This window comes from Nocardia sp. NPDC047648, from assembly GCF_040642815.1.
Classification (GTDB): domain Bacteria; phylum Actinomycetota; class Actinomycetes; order Mycobacteriales; family Mycobacteriaceae; genus Nocardia; species Nocardia gamkensis.
The window spans coordinates 244,287-261,830 of the sequence record NZ_JBEYSX010000007.1 but is presented as its reverse complement, the minus strand read 5'-3'; the positions used below and the strand labels follow the sequence as shown (position 1 = coordinate 261,830).

Annotated in this window: 19 protein-coding genes; 12 read left to right on the top strand and 7 right to left on the bottom strand. The window is 69.6% G+C overall.

What is annotated here, in order from left to right; translation table 11 throughout:
- The first annotated feature begins 29 nt into the window (after positions 1–29).
- From ABZ803_RS17685 to ABZ803_RS17665, 5 genes are all read left to right on the top strand, one after another.
- Positions 30–416 (top strand): hemophore-related protein, encoded by a 387-nt coding sequence (locus tag ABZ803_RS17685; RefSeq protein WP_357038801.1) that lies wholly within the window; start codon positions 30–32, stop codon positions 414–416.
- A gap of 130 nt (positions 417–546) precedes the next feature.
- Positions 547–1,260, top strand: coding sequence for a response regulator transcription factor (locus ABZ803_RS17680; RefSeq protein ID WP_357038799.1), 714 nt, complete (start codon positions 547–549; stop codon positions 1,258–1,260).
- Positions 1,257–2,627, top strand: a complete 1,371-nt coding sequence (locus ABZ803_RS17675; RefSeq protein WP_357038796.1) for a HAMP domain-containing sensor histidine kinase — start codon at positions 1,257–1,259, stop codon at positions 2,625–2,627. Before ABZ803_RS17680 ends, ABZ803_RS17675 begins: the two co-directional genes overlap by 4 nt.
- Before the next feature lie 470 nt (positions 2,628–3,097).
- On the top strand, positions 3,098–3,508 hold the full coding sequence (locus ABZ803_RS17670; protein ID WP_357038793.1) for a nuclear transport factor 2 family protein: 411 nt from the start codon (positions 3,098–3,100) through the stop codon (positions 3,506–3,508).
- A 68-nt stretch (positions 3,509–3,576) separates the two neighbouring features.
- A complete protein-coding gene (locus ABZ803_RS17665) occupies positions 3,577–4,746 on the top strand; it encodes a hypothetical protein (protein WP_357038790.1) in 1,170 nt (389 codons plus the stop codon).
- An 88-nt stretch (positions 4,747–4,834) separates the two neighbouring features.
- On the opposite strand, the gene ABZ803_RS17660 is transcribed toward ABZ803_RS17665, so the two are convergent.
- The 4 genes from ABZ803_RS17660 to pdxH all read right to left on the bottom strand — a co-directional run bounded on the left by ABZ803_RS17660 (position 4,835) and on the right by pdxH (position 8,768).
- Positions 4,835–5,194 (bottom strand): FKBP-type peptidyl-prolyl cis-trans isomerase, encoded by a 360-nt coding sequence (locus tag ABZ803_RS17660; RefSeq protein ID WP_357038787.1) that lies wholly within the window; start codon positions 5,192–5,194, stop codon positions 4,835–4,837.
- 37 nt (positions 5,195–5,231) lie between these two features.
- Positions 5,232–6,545: a citrate synthase gene (locus tag ABZ803_RS17655; protein WP_083864068.1), complete on the bottom strand. Its 1,314-nt coding sequence runs from the start codon at positions 6,543–6,545 to the stop codon at positions 5,232–5,234.
- Between the two features lie 181 nt (positions 6,546–6,726).
- Positions 6,727–8,007, bottom strand: coding sequence for an MFS transporter (locus ABZ803_RS17650; RefSeq protein ID WP_357038784.1), 1,281 nt, complete (start codon positions 8,005–8,007; stop codon positions 6,727–6,729).
- A gap of 68 nt (positions 8,008–8,075) precedes the next feature.
- Positions 8,076–8,768, bottom strand: coding sequence for a pyridoxamine 5'-phosphate oxidase (pdxH, locus tag ABZ803_RS17645; protein WP_357038781.1), 693 nt, complete (start codon positions 8,766–8,768; stop codon positions 8,076–8,078).
- Between the two features lie 121 nt (positions 8,769–8,889).
- Between pdxH and ABZ803_RS17640 the strand changes: the two genes are divergently transcribed.
- Both ABZ803_RS17640 and ABZ803_RS17635 read left to right on the top strand, forming a co-directional pair.
- Positions 8,890–10,038, top strand: a complete 1,149-nt coding sequence (locus ABZ803_RS17640; RefSeq protein WP_357038778.1) for a citrate synthase 2 — start codon at positions 8,890–8,892, stop codon at positions 10,036–10,038.
- A 220-nt stretch (positions 10,039–10,258) separates the two neighbouring features.
- Positions 10,259–10,510 (top strand): hypothetical protein, encoded by a 252-nt coding sequence (locus ABZ803_RS17635; protein WP_357038775.1) that lies wholly within the window; start codon positions 10,259–10,261, stop codon positions 10,508–10,510.
- Positions 10,511–10,534: 24 nt separating this feature from the next.
- On the opposite strand, the gene ABZ803_RS17630 is transcribed toward ABZ803_RS17635, so the two are convergent.
- Positions 10,535–11,173: a hypothetical protein gene (locus ABZ803_RS17630; RefSeq protein ID WP_357038772.1), complete on the bottom strand. Its 639-nt coding sequence runs from the start codon at positions 11,171–11,173 to the stop codon at positions 10,535–10,537.
- 64 nt (positions 11,174–11,237) lie between these two features.
- On the opposite strand from ABZ803_RS17630, the gene serC reads away from it, so the two are divergent.
- From serC to ABZ803_RS17615, 3 genes are all read left to right on the top strand, one after another.
- Positions 11,238–12,362 (top strand): phosphoserine transaminase, encoded by a 1,125-nt coding sequence (gene serC, locus ABZ803_RS17625; protein ID WP_357038769.1) that lies wholly within the window; start codon positions 11,238–11,240, stop codon positions 12,360–12,362.
- A gap of 210 nt (positions 12,363–12,572) precedes the next feature.
- A complete protein-coding gene (gene sepH, locus ABZ803_RS17620) occupies positions 12,573–13,616 on the top strand; it encodes a septation protein SepH (protein WP_357038766.1) in 1,044 nt (347 codons plus the stop codon).
- A gap of 293 nt (positions 13,617–13,909) precedes the next feature.
- Complete coding sequence (locus tag ABZ803_RS17615; protein ID WP_357038763.1) at positions 13,910–14,653, top strand: hypothetical protein; 744 nt, start codon at positions 13,910–13,912, stop codon at positions 14,651–14,653.
- Here the strand turns inward: ABZ803_RS17615 and ABZ803_RS17610 are convergent.
- Both ABZ803_RS17610 and ABZ803_RS17605 read right to left on the bottom strand, forming a co-directional pair.
- Positions 14,650–14,940, bottom strand: a complete 291-nt coding sequence (locus ABZ803_RS17610) for a DUF2537 domain-containing protein (protein WP_281218069.1) — start codon at positions 14,938–14,940, stop codon at positions 14,650–14,652. The two genes, ABZ803_RS17615 and ABZ803_RS17610, sit on opposite strands and share 4 nt — an antisense overlap.
- Positions 14,937–15,740, bottom strand: a complete 804-nt coding sequence (locus ABZ803_RS17605; RefSeq protein ID WP_357038759.1) for an RNA methyltransferase — start codon at positions 15,738–15,740, stop codon at positions 14,937–14,939. Before ABZ803_RS17605 ends, ABZ803_RS17610 begins: the two co-directional genes overlap by 4 nt.
- Before the next feature lie 112 nt (positions 15,741–15,852).
- Between ABZ803_RS17605 and ABZ803_RS17600 the strand changes: the two genes are divergently transcribed.
- Both ABZ803_RS17600 and ABZ803_RS17595 read left to right on the top strand, forming a co-directional pair.
- Positions 15,853–17,055, top strand: coding sequence for a GNAT family N-acetyltransferase (locus ABZ803_RS17600; RefSeq protein ID WP_357038756.1), 1,203 nt, complete (start codon positions 15,853–15,855; stop codon positions 17,053–17,055).
- 43 nt (positions 17,056–17,098) lie between these two features.
- Positions 17,099–17,500, top strand: coding sequence for a YccF domain-containing protein (locus ABZ803_RS17595; protein WP_357038753.1), 402 nt, complete (start codon positions 17,099–17,101; stop codon positions 17,498–17,500).
- Positions 17,501–17,544: the final 44 nt, after the last annotated feature.

Here is a 17,544-nt window from a genome sequence, read left to right as displayed (position 1 = left end):
CCAAATCGATGATCTGGAGGCAACACATCATGAAACGTTCCGTAGGCCGCCCCGCCGTCGCCGCTCTCGCCGCAGGTGGATTCGCCACGGTCACGTTGTTCCTGAGCCCCGCCATCGCAGGCGCGGGCCCGATGGAATACGCAGAGCCGCTGCTGACCTCGGACTGCTCGTTCGCCCAGGTCGACGCGGCGCTGCACGACAAGGCGCCGCAGCTGGCCGCGGTGCTCGACGCGAACCCGAGGCAGAAGGCCGAGTTGCAGCGCAGGTTCGACCAGCCGGTCGAGCAGCGCCGGGCCGAGTTGCGGCGGGCCATCGACGAGAACCCGGACGCGGTGCGCCAGGCGGAGAACGACCCGCGGACCGCGCAGTTGCGCGACACGATCCGGGTCGTGGCCGAGACCTGCCACAGCTACTGATCCCGCGCGGACATGAACGACTCGCCGGGTTCGCTCCGGCACCCCGGCGGGTCGTCGCGCGGGATGTGAACCCCTTGGCCCGCGCGCCCGACTCGCACAACGCGAGGTTTCACCGGAGGCGGGGAGCAGAATGGATGACGTGACCTCGACTCCGAATCCGACGGTCCTCGTTGTCGACGACGATGAGGACGTGCTCGCCTCGGTCGAGCGCGGGCTGCGGTTGTCCGGCTTCCAAGTCCTCGTGGCCAGGGACGGCGCGCAAGCGCTGCGCAGCGTGAACGAGAACGCGCCCGACGCCATCGTGCTGGACATGAACATGCCCGTGCTCGACGGGGCCGGGGTGGTCACCGCCTTGCGCGCCATGGGCAACGAGGTGCCGATCTGTGTGCTGAGCGCCCGTGCGTCGGTGGACGACCGCATCTCCGGACTGGAGTCCGGCGCCGACGATTACCTGGTCAAACCGTTCGTGTTGAGGGAGCTGGTGGTACGGATCCGGGCGCTGCTGCGCAGACGGTCCGACGCACCCGCTCCCGCCACACCGGGCGCGGTCACCGTCGGCCCGCTCGAGGTGGACGTCGCGGGGTATCGCGCGCTGCTGCACGGCCGCGAGATCGAGCTCACCAAGCGGGAATTCGAGCTGTTGTCCACGCTGGCCAGGAACGTGGGCGTGGTGCTGAGCCGGGAGCGTCTGCTGGAACTGGTGTGGGGGTACGACTTCGCCGCCGACACGAACGTGGTGGACGTCTTCGTCGGATACCTGCGCCGCAAACTCGAGGTGGACGGCACTCCCAGGCTGCTGCACACGATCCGCGGCGTCGGATTCGTGCTCCGAGCACCGAAATGACCGTGCCCGCCGCCGCACCGCCGGAACCCCGTCGGCGCCGGTCGTTTTCGCTGCGCACCCGGGTCGCGGGCGCGGCGGCCGCGGGCGCGGTCATCATCGTTACCCTGATCAGCCTGATCAGCATCCGTGCCATCGAGCGCAACAACGTGCAGCAGTCCGACCAGCAGCTCGCCGTCGCGGCGCGGATCGTGCTGATCGAGCCGCAGCTCGCGGTCCGGTTCATCAGCCTGACCGGGCTGAACAACGACATGGCCGTGACCGTCCGGGACAACGGCGATGTCGTCGCGAGCACACCCACCGAACTGCCCTCGCAGCCGACCGGTTCGCGCACCGTCGCGGTGAGCGGCACCCCGTACCGGATCCTGACCACCACCGAGAATCAACCCGCGGGCCGGGTGGTCTCGCTCGGCATCCCCGCCGCGGGCGCCGCCGAGGCCACCGCCGAGCAGCAACGGTGGGTGCTCGGCGGCGCTCTGCTGGCCATCGCCGCCGCCGCGGGGCTGGGCTGGTTGCTCGCGGGCGCGGCGGTGCGTCCGATCGTGCGGCTCACCCGGCAGGTGGGCGCGCGCAGCGCGTATCCCGATCCCCGCGATCCACAGGCGCGGGTGGAGGGCGCGGGCGTGCACGAGGCCGAGCAACTGGCCGACGCGGTGAACACCATGTTGCAGCGGGTCGACCAGGCGCATGCCCAGACCGCCGCGGCACTGGAGACCGCCCGCGATTTCGCCGCCGTGTCCGCCCACGAGCTGCGCACCCCGCTCACCGCGATGCGCACCGACCTCGAGGTGTTGCGCACCCTCGACCTGGACGAGGCGCAGCGGGCCGAGATCCTCGACGACCTGCAACGCAGCCAGGGCCGGGTGGAGACCACGCTCGCGGCGCTGGAGCGGCTGGCCACCGGCGACCTGACCAACGAGCGCGACCACGTGGCCACCGACGTCGGCGACCTGTGCGACCAGGCTGCACACGACGCCATGCGGCATTTCCCCGGCCTCACCGTGCGCATCGATTCCGACGCCGAACTGGTCACCCGCGGCCTGCCCGCCGGGCTGCGACTGGCGGTGGACAACGCCTTGGCCAACTCGGTCAAACACGGCGGAGCCACCGAGGCCCTGGTCTCCGCGCACCGCGGGCGGGGCGGTCACATCGTGATCTCGATCGACGACAACGGCCGCGGCATCCCGCCGGAGGAGCGCGAAGCCGTGTTCGACCGCTTCTTCCGCGGCAGCCAGGCGAGCAAGGGCGGCTCGGGCCTCGGCTTGGCACTTGTGGCCCAGCAGGCCCAATTGCATGGTGGCCGAGCCTATTTCGACGAAGGCACGCTCGGCGGAATCCGCTTGGTCCTGGATCTGCCCGGCTCTGTTTGATTTCCAGCGCCTGCGGCGCTGCGTGTTCGCGGCCCCTTTATGGCTCGCGTCCGAGTGGCCGCCGCTGGCGACTTCGTCGCGGACGCGGCGGCCACTCGGACGCGAGCCGGGCCGCGAACGGAACATGCTCGGTCTCGCTTCGCTCGAAACCGGGAGCTGAGCCGACGAGCTGGGGGCGTAGGCCGAGGCGACTTCGCCGACACGGTGGCCGACCACCGCGGCAGGGTGGATGCTCGGCAAATTCGGATGGCAACGCCGGAATCATCGACCGTGTGCGCGATCCGCTCGACGGGGTACATCAACGCGGCCTGGACCAGGAAGTTCGCCGGCTGTGCGGCCTGCCACGCCACTGCACTGCGGCATGAGAGACGCCGACGGGTGCGACTATCGCGAAGAAATAGTTGGCGCAACCAATTATTAGCTGTACAGTTGGTTATCCCAACATTGGGAACGCCAACGAAAGGGCCGTCATGTCCACCGATACCCTGCTCGCCGACCGCATCGAGATCGCCGACCTGTTCACTCGTTTCGCCCGCCTGCTCGACGAGAAGCGGTTGGCGGACGCCGGCACCGTCTTCGCCGACGATGTGGAGGTCCATTCGCCGCGAATCCGAGTTCGCGGCATCGACAAGGTCGTGGAATTCATGCGACAGTCCGAGGTCGAAGGGGAACTCACCCAGCACACGACCACCGACCTGCTGGTGGACGTCGACGGCGACCGGGCCGCGGCCTCCGCGAACTCGTTCGTGTACTTCTACCGCGACGGCCAACCGCCCCATCAGACCAGCGGACTGCGCATGACCTGCACCGTGGTACGCACGCCCGCGGGCTGGCGGCTGCGCGAGACACGGATCACGCTCGCCTGGACGCGCAAGGACTGATCGACCCTTACTCAACCCTCAGAGAAACGCCCAGGGGCGCGCCATAACTCGCGTTTATGGTCTGCGACGTGATCGAAAAACGGGCCCGCTGGGGCATTCTCGCCGTCGCGCTCCTCTCGGCCGGTGCCCTCGGCGCCGGAATCACCGCGTGTACCGGGAATGATCGGGGGCCGACGGGAATCGCTCTGGTCAACGCCGATACCGGGCCCACTGGTGCGCGCGTGGTCGAGGCGTTGCAGGACGCGGGTGGTTACGAATGGACCGCCGCCGCGCCGGGCGAGGCGAGCACCGGCGACTACGCCGCGGTCATCACGCTGCCCGCCGATCTCACGCAATCGCTGGGCACCCTGGCCGGCCCCGAGCCGAAGCGGGCCGAGGTCACCGTGGACACCAACGAGGACGCCGACGCCGACCTGGTGCACGGCGCGGTAACCGAGGTGACGCATCGGATCGGGGCGGTGGGCGTCGACGCCGCCCTCACCGCCGTCACCCAGGCCAGGACCCAGCTGTCCCAGGTGCGGTTCACCGCCCAGCTGCTCGACGCGGGCGTCGGCGCGGCAGCCGCGGGGGCCGACCAGTTCAGCGCAGGCGCCGACCAGCTGCTCGGCTTCCTCGAGTCAGCCAGATCGGGTTCGGCGCAGCTCACTTCGGCCATCGCGCTGCTGAATTCCACCGTCGACGGCGCCGCCGCGCAAGCCGGCCGGCTCGCCGCGGCCCTCGACTCGACCGGCGTCACGATCGCGCAGGTGGAACGCACGGCGAACACGGTGAGCGGCGGTCTGGACCAGATCCTGCCGCTGTTGCGTGCCCTGCCGTTCGCGAACGATCCGGCGCTGGCCGACATCATCGGGAAATTGGACGCGCTGCGCAGCGTGTCCGCGCAGGCGGGCTCTCAACTGACGGGCCTCGGTTCGCTCGTCGGCGGCGCGGTCGACCCGGACACCGATCTCGGTACTCTGCTTCGCACCGTCGTCGACCGCCTGACCGGTGCGAGCGCGCAACTGTCGGAGGGCGCGAAGCTCGCCGAGGGCCTACCCCAGCTCGCCGAACAGGGCGGCCCCCAGCTGGTCGACGCCATCGGCCGGCTCACCGGCGGCGTGAACCAGTTGCAGAGCATCGTCCGCAACCTCAACACCCAGACCGACCAGGCCGTAGCCGCCCTCCCCCAGCGCAGCGGCAGCCAGCAATCCGCACTGGCCTCCGCCCTCACCGACCCCGTCGAGATCGTCCGGCGATAGGCGGATACGACGATGGCCCGTGTTCCTCAGCGGAACACGGGCCATACATCTCACGATTCGCGGGCGGGCACTGTGCCGCGCCGCCGAATCAGTTGGCGTTCAGCAGGTCGATCACGAAGACCAGGGTCTTGCCGGACAACCGGTGACCGGCTCCCGCCGGGCCGTAGGCCAGCTCCGGCGGGATGGTCAGCTGACGACGACCGCCGACCTTCATCCCGGGGATGCCGTCCTGCCAGCCCTGGATCAGGCCGCGCAGCGGGAAGGTGATGGACTCACCGCGGTTCCAGGAGGAGTCGAACTCTTCGCCGGATTCGAATTCGACACCCACGTAGTGCACTTCCACGGTGCCACCGGGCACGGCTTCCTTGCCTTCGCCCTCGATGATGTCCTTGATCACCAGCTCGGCGGGCGCGGGCCCTGCCTGGAACTCGATCTCCGGTTTGGTCATTCGGCTATCCCCTTCGATAGGTGATGGATGGATTTCGTCAACGATTGGTGATCTCGCGGTAGTCGCGGGCGCCGTAGCCGGTGTAGATCTGGCGCGGACGGCCGATCTTCAGCGGTTCGCTGTGCATCTCACGCCAGTGCGCGATCCAGCCGGGGAGTCGGCCCATGGCGAACAGCACGGTGAACATCCGGGTCGGGAAGCCCATCGCCTTGTAGATGACGCCGGTGTAGAAGTCGACGTTCGGGTACAGGCGGCGCTCGATGAAGTAGTCGTCGGTGAGCGCGGCCTCTTCCAGGGCCTGGGCGATGTCGAACAGCTCGTCGTGGCCGCCGAGCTTGCTCAGGATGGCGTCGGCGTGCTTCTTGGCGATCGAGGCGCGCGGGTCGTAGTTGCGGTAGACGCGGTGCCCGAAGCCCATGAGCTTCACACCGTCTTCCTTGTTCTTGACCTTGCGGATGAACTCCTTGACGTCGCTGCCGCCTGCCTTGATGCTGTCGAGCATCTCCAGCACGGCCTGGTTCGCGCCGCCGTGCAGCGGGCCCCACAGCGCGTTGATGCCGCCGGACACCGAGGTGAACAGGTTGGCGTCGGACGAGCCGACCAGGCGCACGGTCGAGGTGGAGCAGTTCTGCTCGTGGTCGGCGTGCAGGATGAGCAGCATGTCCAGCGCCGCTGCGACCTCGGGGTCCACCTCGTAGGGCTCGGCCGGGAAGCCGAAGGTCATCCGCAGGAAGTTCTCCACCAGGCTCAGCGAGTTGTCCGGGTAGAGGAAGGGCTGGCCCACGGACTTCTTGTAGGAGTAGGCCGCGATGGTGGGCAGCTTGGCCAGCAGCCGGATGGTGGACAGCTCGACCTGTTCGGGGTCGCGCGGGTCCAGCGAGTCCTGGTAGTAGGCCGACAGCGCGTTCACCGCCGAGGACAGCACCGGCATCGGGTGCGCGTTGCGCGGGAAGCCGTCGAAGAACCGCTTCAGGTCCTCGTGCAGCAGGGTGTGCCTGCGGATGCGGTCGGTGAAGTCCTCGAGCTGGGCCTGGGTGGGCAGCTCGCCGTAGATCAGCAGGTAGCTGACCTCGATGAAGGTCGAGGCCCCCGCGAGCTGGTCGATCGGGTAGCCGCGGTAGCGCAGGATGCCCGCCTCACCGTCGATGTAGGTGATCGCCGACTTGGTCGGGGCGGTGTTCATGAAACCCGGGTCGTATGTCACGTACCCGGTGCTGGCCAGCAGCTTTCCCAGCTCGATCCCGTCGTTGCCCTCGGCGGCCCTGGTGACCGTCATCGGGAACTCGCCGCCGGGGTAGGAAAGGACCGGCTTGGCGTCGTCGTCGACGTTGATGATGTTCTCAGCGGGCACGGAAGGATCCCTCTCAGGCTAGAACCACAGGCACCGGCGCGGTCGGCACACGATGCGCTTGCCTCAACGCTAGCCGTTCACCGACGCGGACAATACCGGAGGGTAGTCCTGCGGCGGCTCACAAACACATCCCGGCGCGGTGAGGTCCCGCAGGCACGGAGCGGAGCGGTCGCGGTGCACGTCACACGGCGATTTCGGCGTGAGCGCGCCCGACACGGTAACGGGTGAAAGCCGGAAACGCGACCGCCGCGAGCACCACGCCCACCACCACGAGCGTGCCTCCACCGGCAGCGGCAACAGCTGTACCCAGGCTCGCAGCCGCGAAACCGTGGGCAACATCACCGACGCGCGGGCCACCCGCGACGACCACGGTGAACACCCCTTGCAACCGCCCGCGCAGATCGTCGGTGGCCACCGTCTGCAGCATCGTGACCCGCAGCGCGGCCGAGACCATGTCCACCGCGCCACCGAAGGCCGAGCAGGCCAGCGCGATCCACAAGCCCGCGCCGAGGGCGAGGCCGTCGCCGGTGCATCCGACGGCGATGCCGAAGCCGACCATGGCCAGCCCCCACAGCGCGATGCACACCAGTACGGCGAGGCCCTGCCTGCGGATGCGCGGAATCCAGCCGGAGAACACCCCGCCGAGCACCGCGCCCGCCGACATCGAGGCGAACAGCAGGCCGAGTGCGACACCCCCGGTCGCCGGGTCACCGAAGGTCTCGTGCGCGATCTGCGGGAACAGCGCACGCGGCATGCCGAACACCATCGCGATCACGTCCACCGCGAACGACGCGAGCAGCACCCGCTGCGTGGCGAGGTAGCCGAAACCGTCCAGCACCGTGCGGAATCCGGCGCGGCGCGCCGTTCCGGTTGGCGGCAGCGCGGGCAGCCGCCACACCGCCCAGAGGGTGGCCAGCAGCGCGACGGCGTCGATCAGGTAGAGCGTGGCGAGGCCGACCACGGGAATGAGCGCACCGGCCAGCACCGGCCCGGCGATGGCGCCGAACTGCATCACCGTCATGTTCAGCGAATTCGCCGCGGCCAGTTGGCCTTCGGGCAGCAGGCGGGGAATGGTGGCGCTGCGGGTGGGCTGGTTCACCGCGAAGAACGCCTGTTGCACGGCGAACAGGCCGAGCACGAGCCACACGTTCCGCACCCCGGCCGCCGCTTGCAGCCAGAAGGCCAGCGCCGTGAGCCCGGTGCCCGAATTCGTGATCAGCAGGAGTCTGCGCCGGTCCAGTACGTCGGCGAGGGCGCCGCCCCACAGGCCGAACACGATCAGCGGCACCAAGCCGAACAGCCCGGCCAGTCCGACGTAGCCGGAACTGCCGGTGATCTGGAAGATCTGCTGCGGCACCGCGACCACCGACAGCTGCGCGCCGATCATGGTGACGATGCCCGAACTCCACAGGCGTCGGTAGTCCGGATTTCGCAGCGGAGTGATGTCGGCGAGCAGTTTCACCGCCGCAGCGTACGCAGTCGTCGCGACCGGTTCGACGCGACAATTGTCACGGGCGCGCCGGGAATACGTCAGGGTTGCAAGCGCTCGACCGTGGTCGTCCCGTCCTCGATCCGCACCCGGATGCGGTTGTGCAGCCTGCCGCGCCGCCCTTGCCAGAACTCGACCTCGTCGGGACGCACCAGGAAGCCGCCCCAGTGCGGCGGTACGGGGATCTCGTCGACATCGGCGAACCGCGCGGTCGCCTCGGCCAGTGTGCGATCCAGTTCGGCGCGCGAGCCGATCGGCTGGGACTGGCGCGACGCCCAGGCGCCCAGCTGCGAGTCGCGCGGCCTGGAACGCCAGTACGCCGCCGTCGTCTCGGCGGGGACGCGCTCGACCGCGCCGCGCAGATGCACCTGCCTGCCCAGCGCGGGCCAGCCGAAGGTGACCGCGGCGTACGGCACGGCGGTCAGCTGCGCGCCCTTGGCGGAGTCGTAATTGGTGTAGAAGATCACACCCTCCGGCGAGAGCCCTTTACACAGCACGGTCCGCGCGACCGGTCGTGGTGTGCCGTCGGCCACCGACACCGTGGCCAGCACCATGGCGTTGGGTTCGGCGATGCCCACCGCGGTGGCCTGTTCGATCCAGTGCCGCAGCAACGGCTCCCAGCCACCGGCGAGCCAGGTCTCGTCCAGGTCGACGTCGTCGTTGCCGCCGTGCGGAAGGCCGCCGTAGTCGACCCGCATGGCCGCCAGATCCGATGAAGTGTCCAGGTCGCGCATGGGCCAGACGTTACTCCCCGGTAGTAGCGAGCTAAGGTTTTGATGATCGGCATGTGCTCGTCAAATCCGACATCTTCCCATCGGCGAGAACGTGTGAACCAAGTGCAAGGAGAGTCGCGACATGACTACCAGCCCCGCGGTTTCCGGTGGGCAGGCCACCGTCCCCAGTGATTTCGTCGGCGGCCTCGAGGGCGTGGTGGCGTTCACCACCGACATCGCCGAACCCGACAAGGACGGCGGCGCGCTGCGCTATCGCGGCGTCGACATCGAGGACCTGGTCGAAGGCCGGGTGACCTTCGGTGACGTGTGGGCGCTGCTGGTCGACGGATCGTTCGGGCGCGGCCTGCCGCCCGCCGAACCCTTCCCGCTCCCGGTGCACACCGGCGACGTGCGCGTCGACGTGCAGGCCGGGCTGGCCATGCTCGCGCCGATCTGGGGCTACCAGCCCCTGCTGGACATCGACGACGAGACCGCCCGCGAGAACCTCGCCCGGGCCTCGGTCATGGCGCTGTCCTACGTCGCGCAGTCCGCGCGCGGCATCTACCAGCCCGCGGTCCCGCAGAAGAAGATCGATGAGTGCACCACGGTCACCGAGCGCTTCATGACCCGCTGGAAGGGTGACCCCGACCCGCGCCACACCGAGGCCATCGACGCCTACTGGGTCTCCGCCGCCGAGCACGGCATGAACGCCTCCACCTTCACCTCCCGGGTGATCGCCTCGACCGGCGCCGACGTCGCGGCCGCGCTGTCCGGCGCGATCGGCGCCATGTCCGGTCCGCTGCACGGCGGCGCGCCCGCGCGGGTGCTGCCGATGATCGAGGAGGTCGAGCGGACCGGTGACGCGCGAGCCCTGGTCAAGGGCATCCTGGACCGCAAGGAGAAGCTGATGGGCTTCGGTCACCGGGTCTACCGGGCCGAGGACCCGCGCGCCCGCGTCCTACGCGCCACCGCGAAGCGGCTGGCAGCGCCGCGCTACGAGGTCGCCGCCGCGCTCGAGCAGGCCGCCCTGGCGGAGCTGCGCGAGCGTCGTCCGGACCGCGCCATCGAGACCAACGTGGAGTTCTGGGCCGCGGTGATCCTGGACTTCGCCGAGGTGCCCGCGCACATGATGCCCGCCATGTTCACCTGCGGCCGCACCGCGGGCTGGTGCGCGCACATCCTGGAGCAGAAGCAGCTGGGCAAGCTGGTGCGCCCGGCGGCCATCTACACCGGCCCTGGCCCCCGCAAGCCCGAAGAGGTCGCGGGCTGGGCGACCATCGCGCACACGTAGCCGAAGGCCACACACGCACGGCCGCGAGCCGGGCGTGACCGCGGAAGACGTTGTGCCGCTGTCACGTCCGGCTCACGTGGCATCCAGGGGAGCCAGAGGTGAACGGCCGCGAAGCCTATGGATCGCGGGAACCGGGTCGGCGCGGGAGGCCGCCGACGAAGTGTGGGCCGACCACGAGTCGCTGGCCGCGCCGACCGGCGCGCCGCCGCGATTCTTCCGCGTGGGCACCGCGCATTACGGCGATGTCGCGATGTCCATCGTCAACGAATTGGGCGAAACTCCGGTCGGTTTCGGTATCAACGCCGATTTCGGCGACCGCGCCGGCCGCCGAAGTGCAAGCGGCGACGAATGCCGCCGCGCCGGGCGTATTGCGCTGGCGCATATGCACCGGCCGCGTTCGAGAACCGCGGAGGGTATGGCCGCGGCGCTGCCGAAGATCCGCGCGATGGGTTTCACCTTCGTGCATCCATAGCGGCTCGGCCGATTCGCCCGCGGTTCACTCCTCGAGGGATGCGATCCAGTCGACGGCGACCGTTTCGCCGTGGTCCACCTCGAAGAAGGCGACCTCCAGATGCTGGCCGAGGTCGACGAGACGGATGGCGTTCAACGGCACCGGCTGGACCAGCCGCACCCGCCACGGTTTGGCCTCGTCCCAGGCGCGCAGTTCGAGGTCCAGACGCAGCACCGGGTCGTCGCGACCGGAGTAGTCGGCCGCGACCGGCGCGGCGGCGAGCACGGTGGCGTCGGCGCGGCGGCCGTCGGCGAGGATCTTCGCGATGCTCGCCCGGCCGGATTCCTCCAGGTCGGGCACGTACAGCACGAGGCGATCACGGTCGCGGGGGTCGACCCGGCAGCACACGACATCGCCCGCACGCATCCATTCCAGATCCGCGTCGGCCACCCGTTGCCGCACCCTGCTCTCGTAGGGGAACTCCCCCGCCAGCTGCACCCGCACCCAGAACACGTGCCCTGGTTCGGTGCGCCGCGGACGCACGCCGAGGATCGTCGCGGTCCCCGACTCCCCCCGGATCAGCAACTCCCGCCGCATCGCGTCCGAGACCGTCGCACCGCGCAGCCGGAAATTCCGTGCCCGCTCGCGCAGTCGCCACCCCGAGTTAGCTGACGCCATGCTCATGGGCGCTTACGTTAGCCGGAGTGTGGGCGTCGCCACAGCGATACCACCGACTACCCTGTTCGCCATGACCTCTGCGTTTCCGACCATTCCCGACGATCTCAAGCCCGCCGACGGACGGTTCGGTTGCGGCCCCTCCAAGGTGCGTCCGGAGCAGCTGCAGTCGCTGGTGAACGTCGGCGCCTCGGTGTTCGGAACCTCGCATCGGCAGAAACCGGTCAAAGACGTGGTGGCGCGCGTGCGCTCGGGCTTGCGCGAGCTGTTCGGCCTGCCGGACGGCTACGAGGTGGTGCTCGGCAACGGCGGCACCACCGCGTTCTGGGACGCCGCCGCGTTCGGTCTGGTCCGGGAGCGTTCCCTGCACCTGACCAACGGTGAGTTCAGCTCGAAGTTCGCCGCGGTGACCAAGGGCAACCCGTTCATCGGCGATCCGATCGTGGTCTCGTCCGAGCCCGGCAGCGCGCCGGAGCCGGTGTCGGACCCGTCGGCGGACCTGATCGGCTGGGCGCACAACGAGACCTCGACCGGTGTCTCCATCCCGGTCCGGCGTCCGGCGGGCTCGGACCACGCGCTGATCGCCATCGACGCCACCTCCGGCGCGGGCGGCCTCCCGGTGACCATCACCGACGCCGACGTCTACTACTTCGCCCCGCAGAAGTGCTTCGCCTCCGACGGCGGCCTGTGGGTCGCGTTGATGAGCCCGGCCGCGCTGGCCCGGGTGGAGGAGATCAAGGCGTCGGGCCGCTGGACGCCCGATTTCCTGTCGCTGCCGATCGCGATCGACAACAGCACCAAGGACCAGACCTACAACACCCCCGCGCTGGGCACCCTGCTGCTGTTCGCCGACCAGATCGAATGGCTCAACGGCAACGGCGGCCTGGACTGGGCGGTCAAGCGCACGCTGGACTCGTCGTCGCGGCTGTACTCCTGGGCCGAGTCGAGCGAGTACGCCACTCCGTACGTCACCGACCCGGCGCACCGCTCGCAGGTGGTGGGCACCATCGATTTCGCCGATTCGGTCGACGCGGCAGCGGTGGCGAAGATTCTGCGCGCCAACGGCATCGTGGACACCGAGCCGTACCGCAAACTGGGCCGGAACCAGCTGCGCATCGGCATGTTCCCGGCGATCGATCCCGACGACGTCAGCCAGCTGACCCGCGCCATCGACTGGGTCGTGCAGAATCTCGGCTGAGCGCCGTGTAATCGGATCCGACGGCCGCAACACGCCCGGGATCGACACGCCGCAGAATTAGGCGCAGCGGAGCAAACAGAGCAGATTAGCGGGGCGCGGACGTCTCTCCGGAGATTTCCGTGCCGCGTGTCCTGCCCCATTAATCTCAGATGTGCACTACTGTTTCGGAAAGTGGGCGGTGTCGCGAGTCGACGCGATAAGGAGGTAACGGTGCGTGAACTTCGAGTGATCGGGGTGACGCCCGACTCCACGCACATCGTGTGTATCGACACCGAGTCCGGTCAGAAGTTCCGGCTGCCCGCCGACGACAAACTGCGAGCCGCCGCGCGCGGAGACCTTGCCCGATTCGGCCAGATTGAGATCGAAATGGAAGCAACTATGCGTCCCCGCGATATCCAGGCCCGTATTCGCGCAGGGGCCTCCGTAGAACAGGTCACCGAAGAATCCGGAATGCCGGCCAGTCGCGTCGAGCGATTCGCCTATCCGGTCCTGCTGGAGCGAGCCCGCGCCGCCGAACTCGCCCAGAAGGCGCACCCGGTCCGCCCCGACGGTCCCGCCGTGGACACCCTTATCGATGTCGTCACCGCCGCGTTCACCGCGCGCGGACACAACATCGAGGGCGCCGAATGGGACGCCTGGAAGGACGAGAAGGGCTACTGGGTCGCCCAGTTGCAGTGGCAGAACGGGCGTTCCGAGATCGCCGCGCACTGGCGTTACCAGCCGGACGCGCATGGCGGCTCGGTCTCACCGCTCGACGATCCGGCTTCCGATCTGATCGATCCGGACTTCGGGCGCGCACTGCGCGGGCTGGCGACGATCGTGCCTCCCGAACCCGAACCGGCCCCGCCGCAGCCGGAACCGGTGGTCGAACCGCGTCCCGCCCCCGCCCCAGCTGCGCCGCCCACCCGGACGGCGAGCAGGCAGAGTCAGCCCACGCTGGACGAATACTACGAGCAGCGGGCCGTCGCGGCCGGCGGTAGCGCCGCCGCGATCCCGGCGGCAGCCACCGGCGCCGCTCCCGCCGCGGCCGGTACCGCGACCCCCGCAGCTGCCGGTAACTCGGTGCCCGCCAACGGCGCCGCGACCACCGCGACCGCCACGGCGGAGCCCACCGCGCCCGCGCCCGCCGCCACCGAGGAGCCCGCGAAGCCCGCGGCCAAGGCTCCGGCGAAGCCGAGTCGCGCCAAGCGCGGCAAGGCTCCGATGCCGTCCTGGGAGGACGTGCTGCTCGGGGTGCGCAGCTCGGGTCACTGAGCCCTTCCCCGCCACGCCCGGTCTTGCGGGTAGTACCGATCCCGGACGCGCGAGCGTGTTCGAGTTCCGGACAGTTCCGTGCAGCGCCCGTGCGCTCGCGAAAACTGTGATCACGAACCGATGTTCGCGGCGCGAAGCCGCACCGCGACCGGTGCGGGGCGAGTAAATTTTCGGTGTGGTCGACAACGTGCGTCGGCGCCGGGCAGGTCACCGCAGCGGTGCGCCGGTCGGCGCCTCCGGGCGTTGCTCGAAGTTCGCGGAGTTGATTCGTGCGACTATCGGGAGGTGCCGGAATGCTATCCAAGGCTTGGTCGCTCTGGTACGTCGACGCACCCGATCCCCGTACGGTACTGCGCGCGAACCACAATCCGGATCCCGCGGCCGCACTGGCACTGGCGAAGCAACTGCACGAGGACCGCGATGTGCGGCCGGTCATGGTCGGCACACTCGCGGGTTGCGCGGGCCCGGCCGCCGATGAGGTGTGCATCGGCTGCTTTCCCGGCGTGACGGTGCTGTGCTCGGCCCAGTCCGCGCGCATCCACCCGACCGAGATCCCGGAGTTGCTGGTGCGCCCGCTTGCCTCGGAGCACACCTACTTGGTGTCGTTCGACGTCGAGCACGGCTGGGGCGCGTTCGCCCATTGGGAGCGCGGCGAATTCCGCAGGTCGTTCAGCTCGACCCGGGTGCGCATCCTGGAGGACGAGGGTCTTCCGCTGGTGTGGGAGCGGCCGTACTGGGCAGGCGAGCATCCGGTGCGCCGGCGCGCGGGCGAACTGCCCGACCCGCATTCGCTGCCGTTCGATCCGCCGGACTTCGCCGACGCGGCCAACGACGAATGGCTCGGGTTCCACTATCGCGAGCCGGCCGCGCCCGGCGTGCTCGCGCCGGGCGACATCCCCGTCTGCAAGTTCGCGCTGCACGCCAAGGGCACGGTGCCCGATTCGCCGGTGCACAGCGGGGCCGATGGCGGGGCGCACAACCCGGCGCGCAGGCGCGGCCTGTTCGGCTGGCTGCGCGGACACGACCCCGTCGGCTAGCCGCCGAGCAGCAGCACGATCCATCCGAGCAGCACACCCGCCGCACCGCCGCCGATCACCCACCGCGTCACCGGAGCGAAACGCCAGCGCCAAGCGGTGGGCGCGGCGCCGCCGACCGCGACCAGATTCACCGCCACCGCGAGCAACGGGTGCACTTCGGCCAGCGCGGCCCCGAACGAATACACCGCGACCGCGGCCAGCAGCGCCACCATCACCGCCACGGTCAGCCCCGCACCCCAGGGCGTCGGGTCCTGGTAGGACGGATACGGGCGATACGGTCCGGTCACGCCGTTCTCACCCGCTCGTATAACGCCATCGCGGCCGCCGTCGCGACATTGAGCGAATCGGTGCCGGGCGTCATGGGAATGCGCGCGCGGACGTCGGTGGCCCGCATGGCCTCCTCGGTCAGTCCCGGTCCTTCGGCTCCGAGCAACAGCGCCACCCGCTCCCCCGTCATCGCCGCCGCCAGATTCGCCGCCGACGGATCGGGAGTAAGAGCGATGATCTGGAATCCCTTGCGCCGCAGTATATCCAGCCCGGCGGGCCACTGCGGCACGGACGCGAACGGAACTCGCAGCACATGCCCCATCGATACCCGCACGGCGCGGCGGTACAACGGGTCGGCACAGCGGTCGCCGAACAGGATCGCGTCGGCTCCCAGTCCGGCCGCGTTGCGGAACATGGCGCCGAGGTTCTCGTGGTCGTTGACGCCCTCGAGCACCGCGACGGTGCGCGCCTTCTCGAGCACCTCGTCCATGCCGAGCTCGGCAGGGCGGCGGGCGACGGCCAGCACGCCGCGGTTGAGGTGGAACCCGACCACCTCGGCCATCACCTCGGCCGTCGCGCGGTAGTACGGCACGTCGACGGCCGTCAGATCGTCGGCGAGTTCGACTCGCCTGCGCTCCACGCCGAGCAGCGCGGTGGGCGCGAAGCGCGAATCGAGCATCCGCTGGACCACCACGACGCCCTCGGCGATCACCAGCCCCTTGCGCCCGGGCAGATCGGGCCTGCGGTCGGCCGACTTGAGATCACGGAAGTCGTCGACCCTGGAATCCGCGGGGTCATCGATATCGATCACTTCGGCCACCGCTCCATCCTGCCGGGCGGCCGCGGCACGGGCCGAATCGGTGTTCGCCCGGCGGTCGCGAGCCACGGATAATCCGGTGCGTGCGGTTGCCCGTACGTGGGATCGTCGAGGCATGACCTCCCCGGGAATCACGGTTCGGTCGGCCACCGCGGACGACGCGCCCGCGATCACGACGCTGGTCGAGACCTCGTTCGGCACCCGCTACGACCCGGCCGAGATGCGCGGGACACCGCTGCTGTTCCCGGTGGAGAACTCGATCTTGGCGGTCGAGGCAGGGGAGGTCGTCGGGGTCACGCAGTCCACCACCATGACGGTGACGGTGCCCGGCGAGCGGACCGTGCGGGTGTGCGGCATCTCGGGCGTCGGCGTGGCGCCGACGCACCGGCGGCGCGGCATCCTGCGCGCCATGTACACCGAGCAGCACCGGCGCGTCGAGGCGGCAGGCCTGCCACTGACCATGTTCACGGCGAGCGAAGGCGGCATCTACGGCCGGTTCGGCTACGGCACCGCGACGCGGGAGAACGCGGTCGGCATCGACCGCCGGTTCGCGGCGTTCCTTCCGTCGACGCCCGATCCCGGCGGTGTCACGCTGCGGCCGCCTGCCGACCTGCGCGCGGCCGCGGAAGCGATCTACGACCGCTGGCGCAGGCTGGTGCCCGGCGCACAAGTGCGCCCGGCGGCGGCCTGGGACCTCGTGTTCGACGATCCCGAGCGTTATCGCGAGGGCGGCAGCACGCTGTTCGGACTCCAGCACGCCGACGGCTACGCGCTCTACCGGTACCACGCTGACGGCAGGGCGCGGACGGTGGAAGTAGTCGAACTGCGGACGGTCACCGCCGAAGCGCACGCGGCTCTGTGGCGGGCCCTGCTGGGCCTCGATCTGGTACGACGGGTGGATGCCGTGCTCACCGACCACGACCCGCTGCCCTATCTGCTGACCGATCCACGGCTGGTGCGCACCACCGCCCGCTACGACGGACTGTGGCTCCGCCTGATGGACGTCCCTGCGGCGTTGACGGCGCGCGGCTACGCGGACGACCTGGATGTGACGCTCGCGGTGACCGACCCGTTCCGGAACGCGGGCGGCACGTTCGCGCTGCGCGTGCGGAACGGGCAGGCGGAATGCGAACCGACCGATCGCGCGGCCGATCTCGAACTCGGCATCGACGTGCTCGGCAGCATGTATCTGGGCGCGTATCCCGCGCGGGTGTTCGCGGCGGCGAACCGGTTGCGGGCCAAAGATTCCGCCCACATCCGCGCACTCGACGACGCCTTCCGCGCGGAACGCGACGCGATGCTCGGCTGGTTCTTCTGACGACCCGCACCGCACAGGCGCCGCGGGCTGGCATGCTGGTCTCATGAAGCCGATTCAGCTGGTTCTCAACATCCTGTGGCTGGTCTTCGCCGGGTTCTGGCTGGCGCTGGGCTACATCCTGGCCGGCATCATCTGCTTCATCCTGATCATCACGATTCCCTTCGGCATCGCGTCGTTCCGGATCGCCGCCTACGTGCTGTGGCCGTTCGGGCGGACCACTGTGGAGAAGCCGGGTGCGGGCGCGGGCTCACTGATCGGCAACATCATCTGGTTCATCGTCGCGGGCTGGTGGCTGGCGCTGGGGCACCTGCTCACCAGCATCCCGCTGTTCGTCTCGATCATCGGTATCCCGTTCGGCTGGGCCAACCTGAAATTCATCCCGATTTCGCTGTTCCCGCTGGGCCGGGAGATCGTGGACAGCGACCGCCCGTTCGGGGAACGGTAGCCGCGCCGACCCTGTTACCCCGCGACAGTTGTGTGATCTGCATC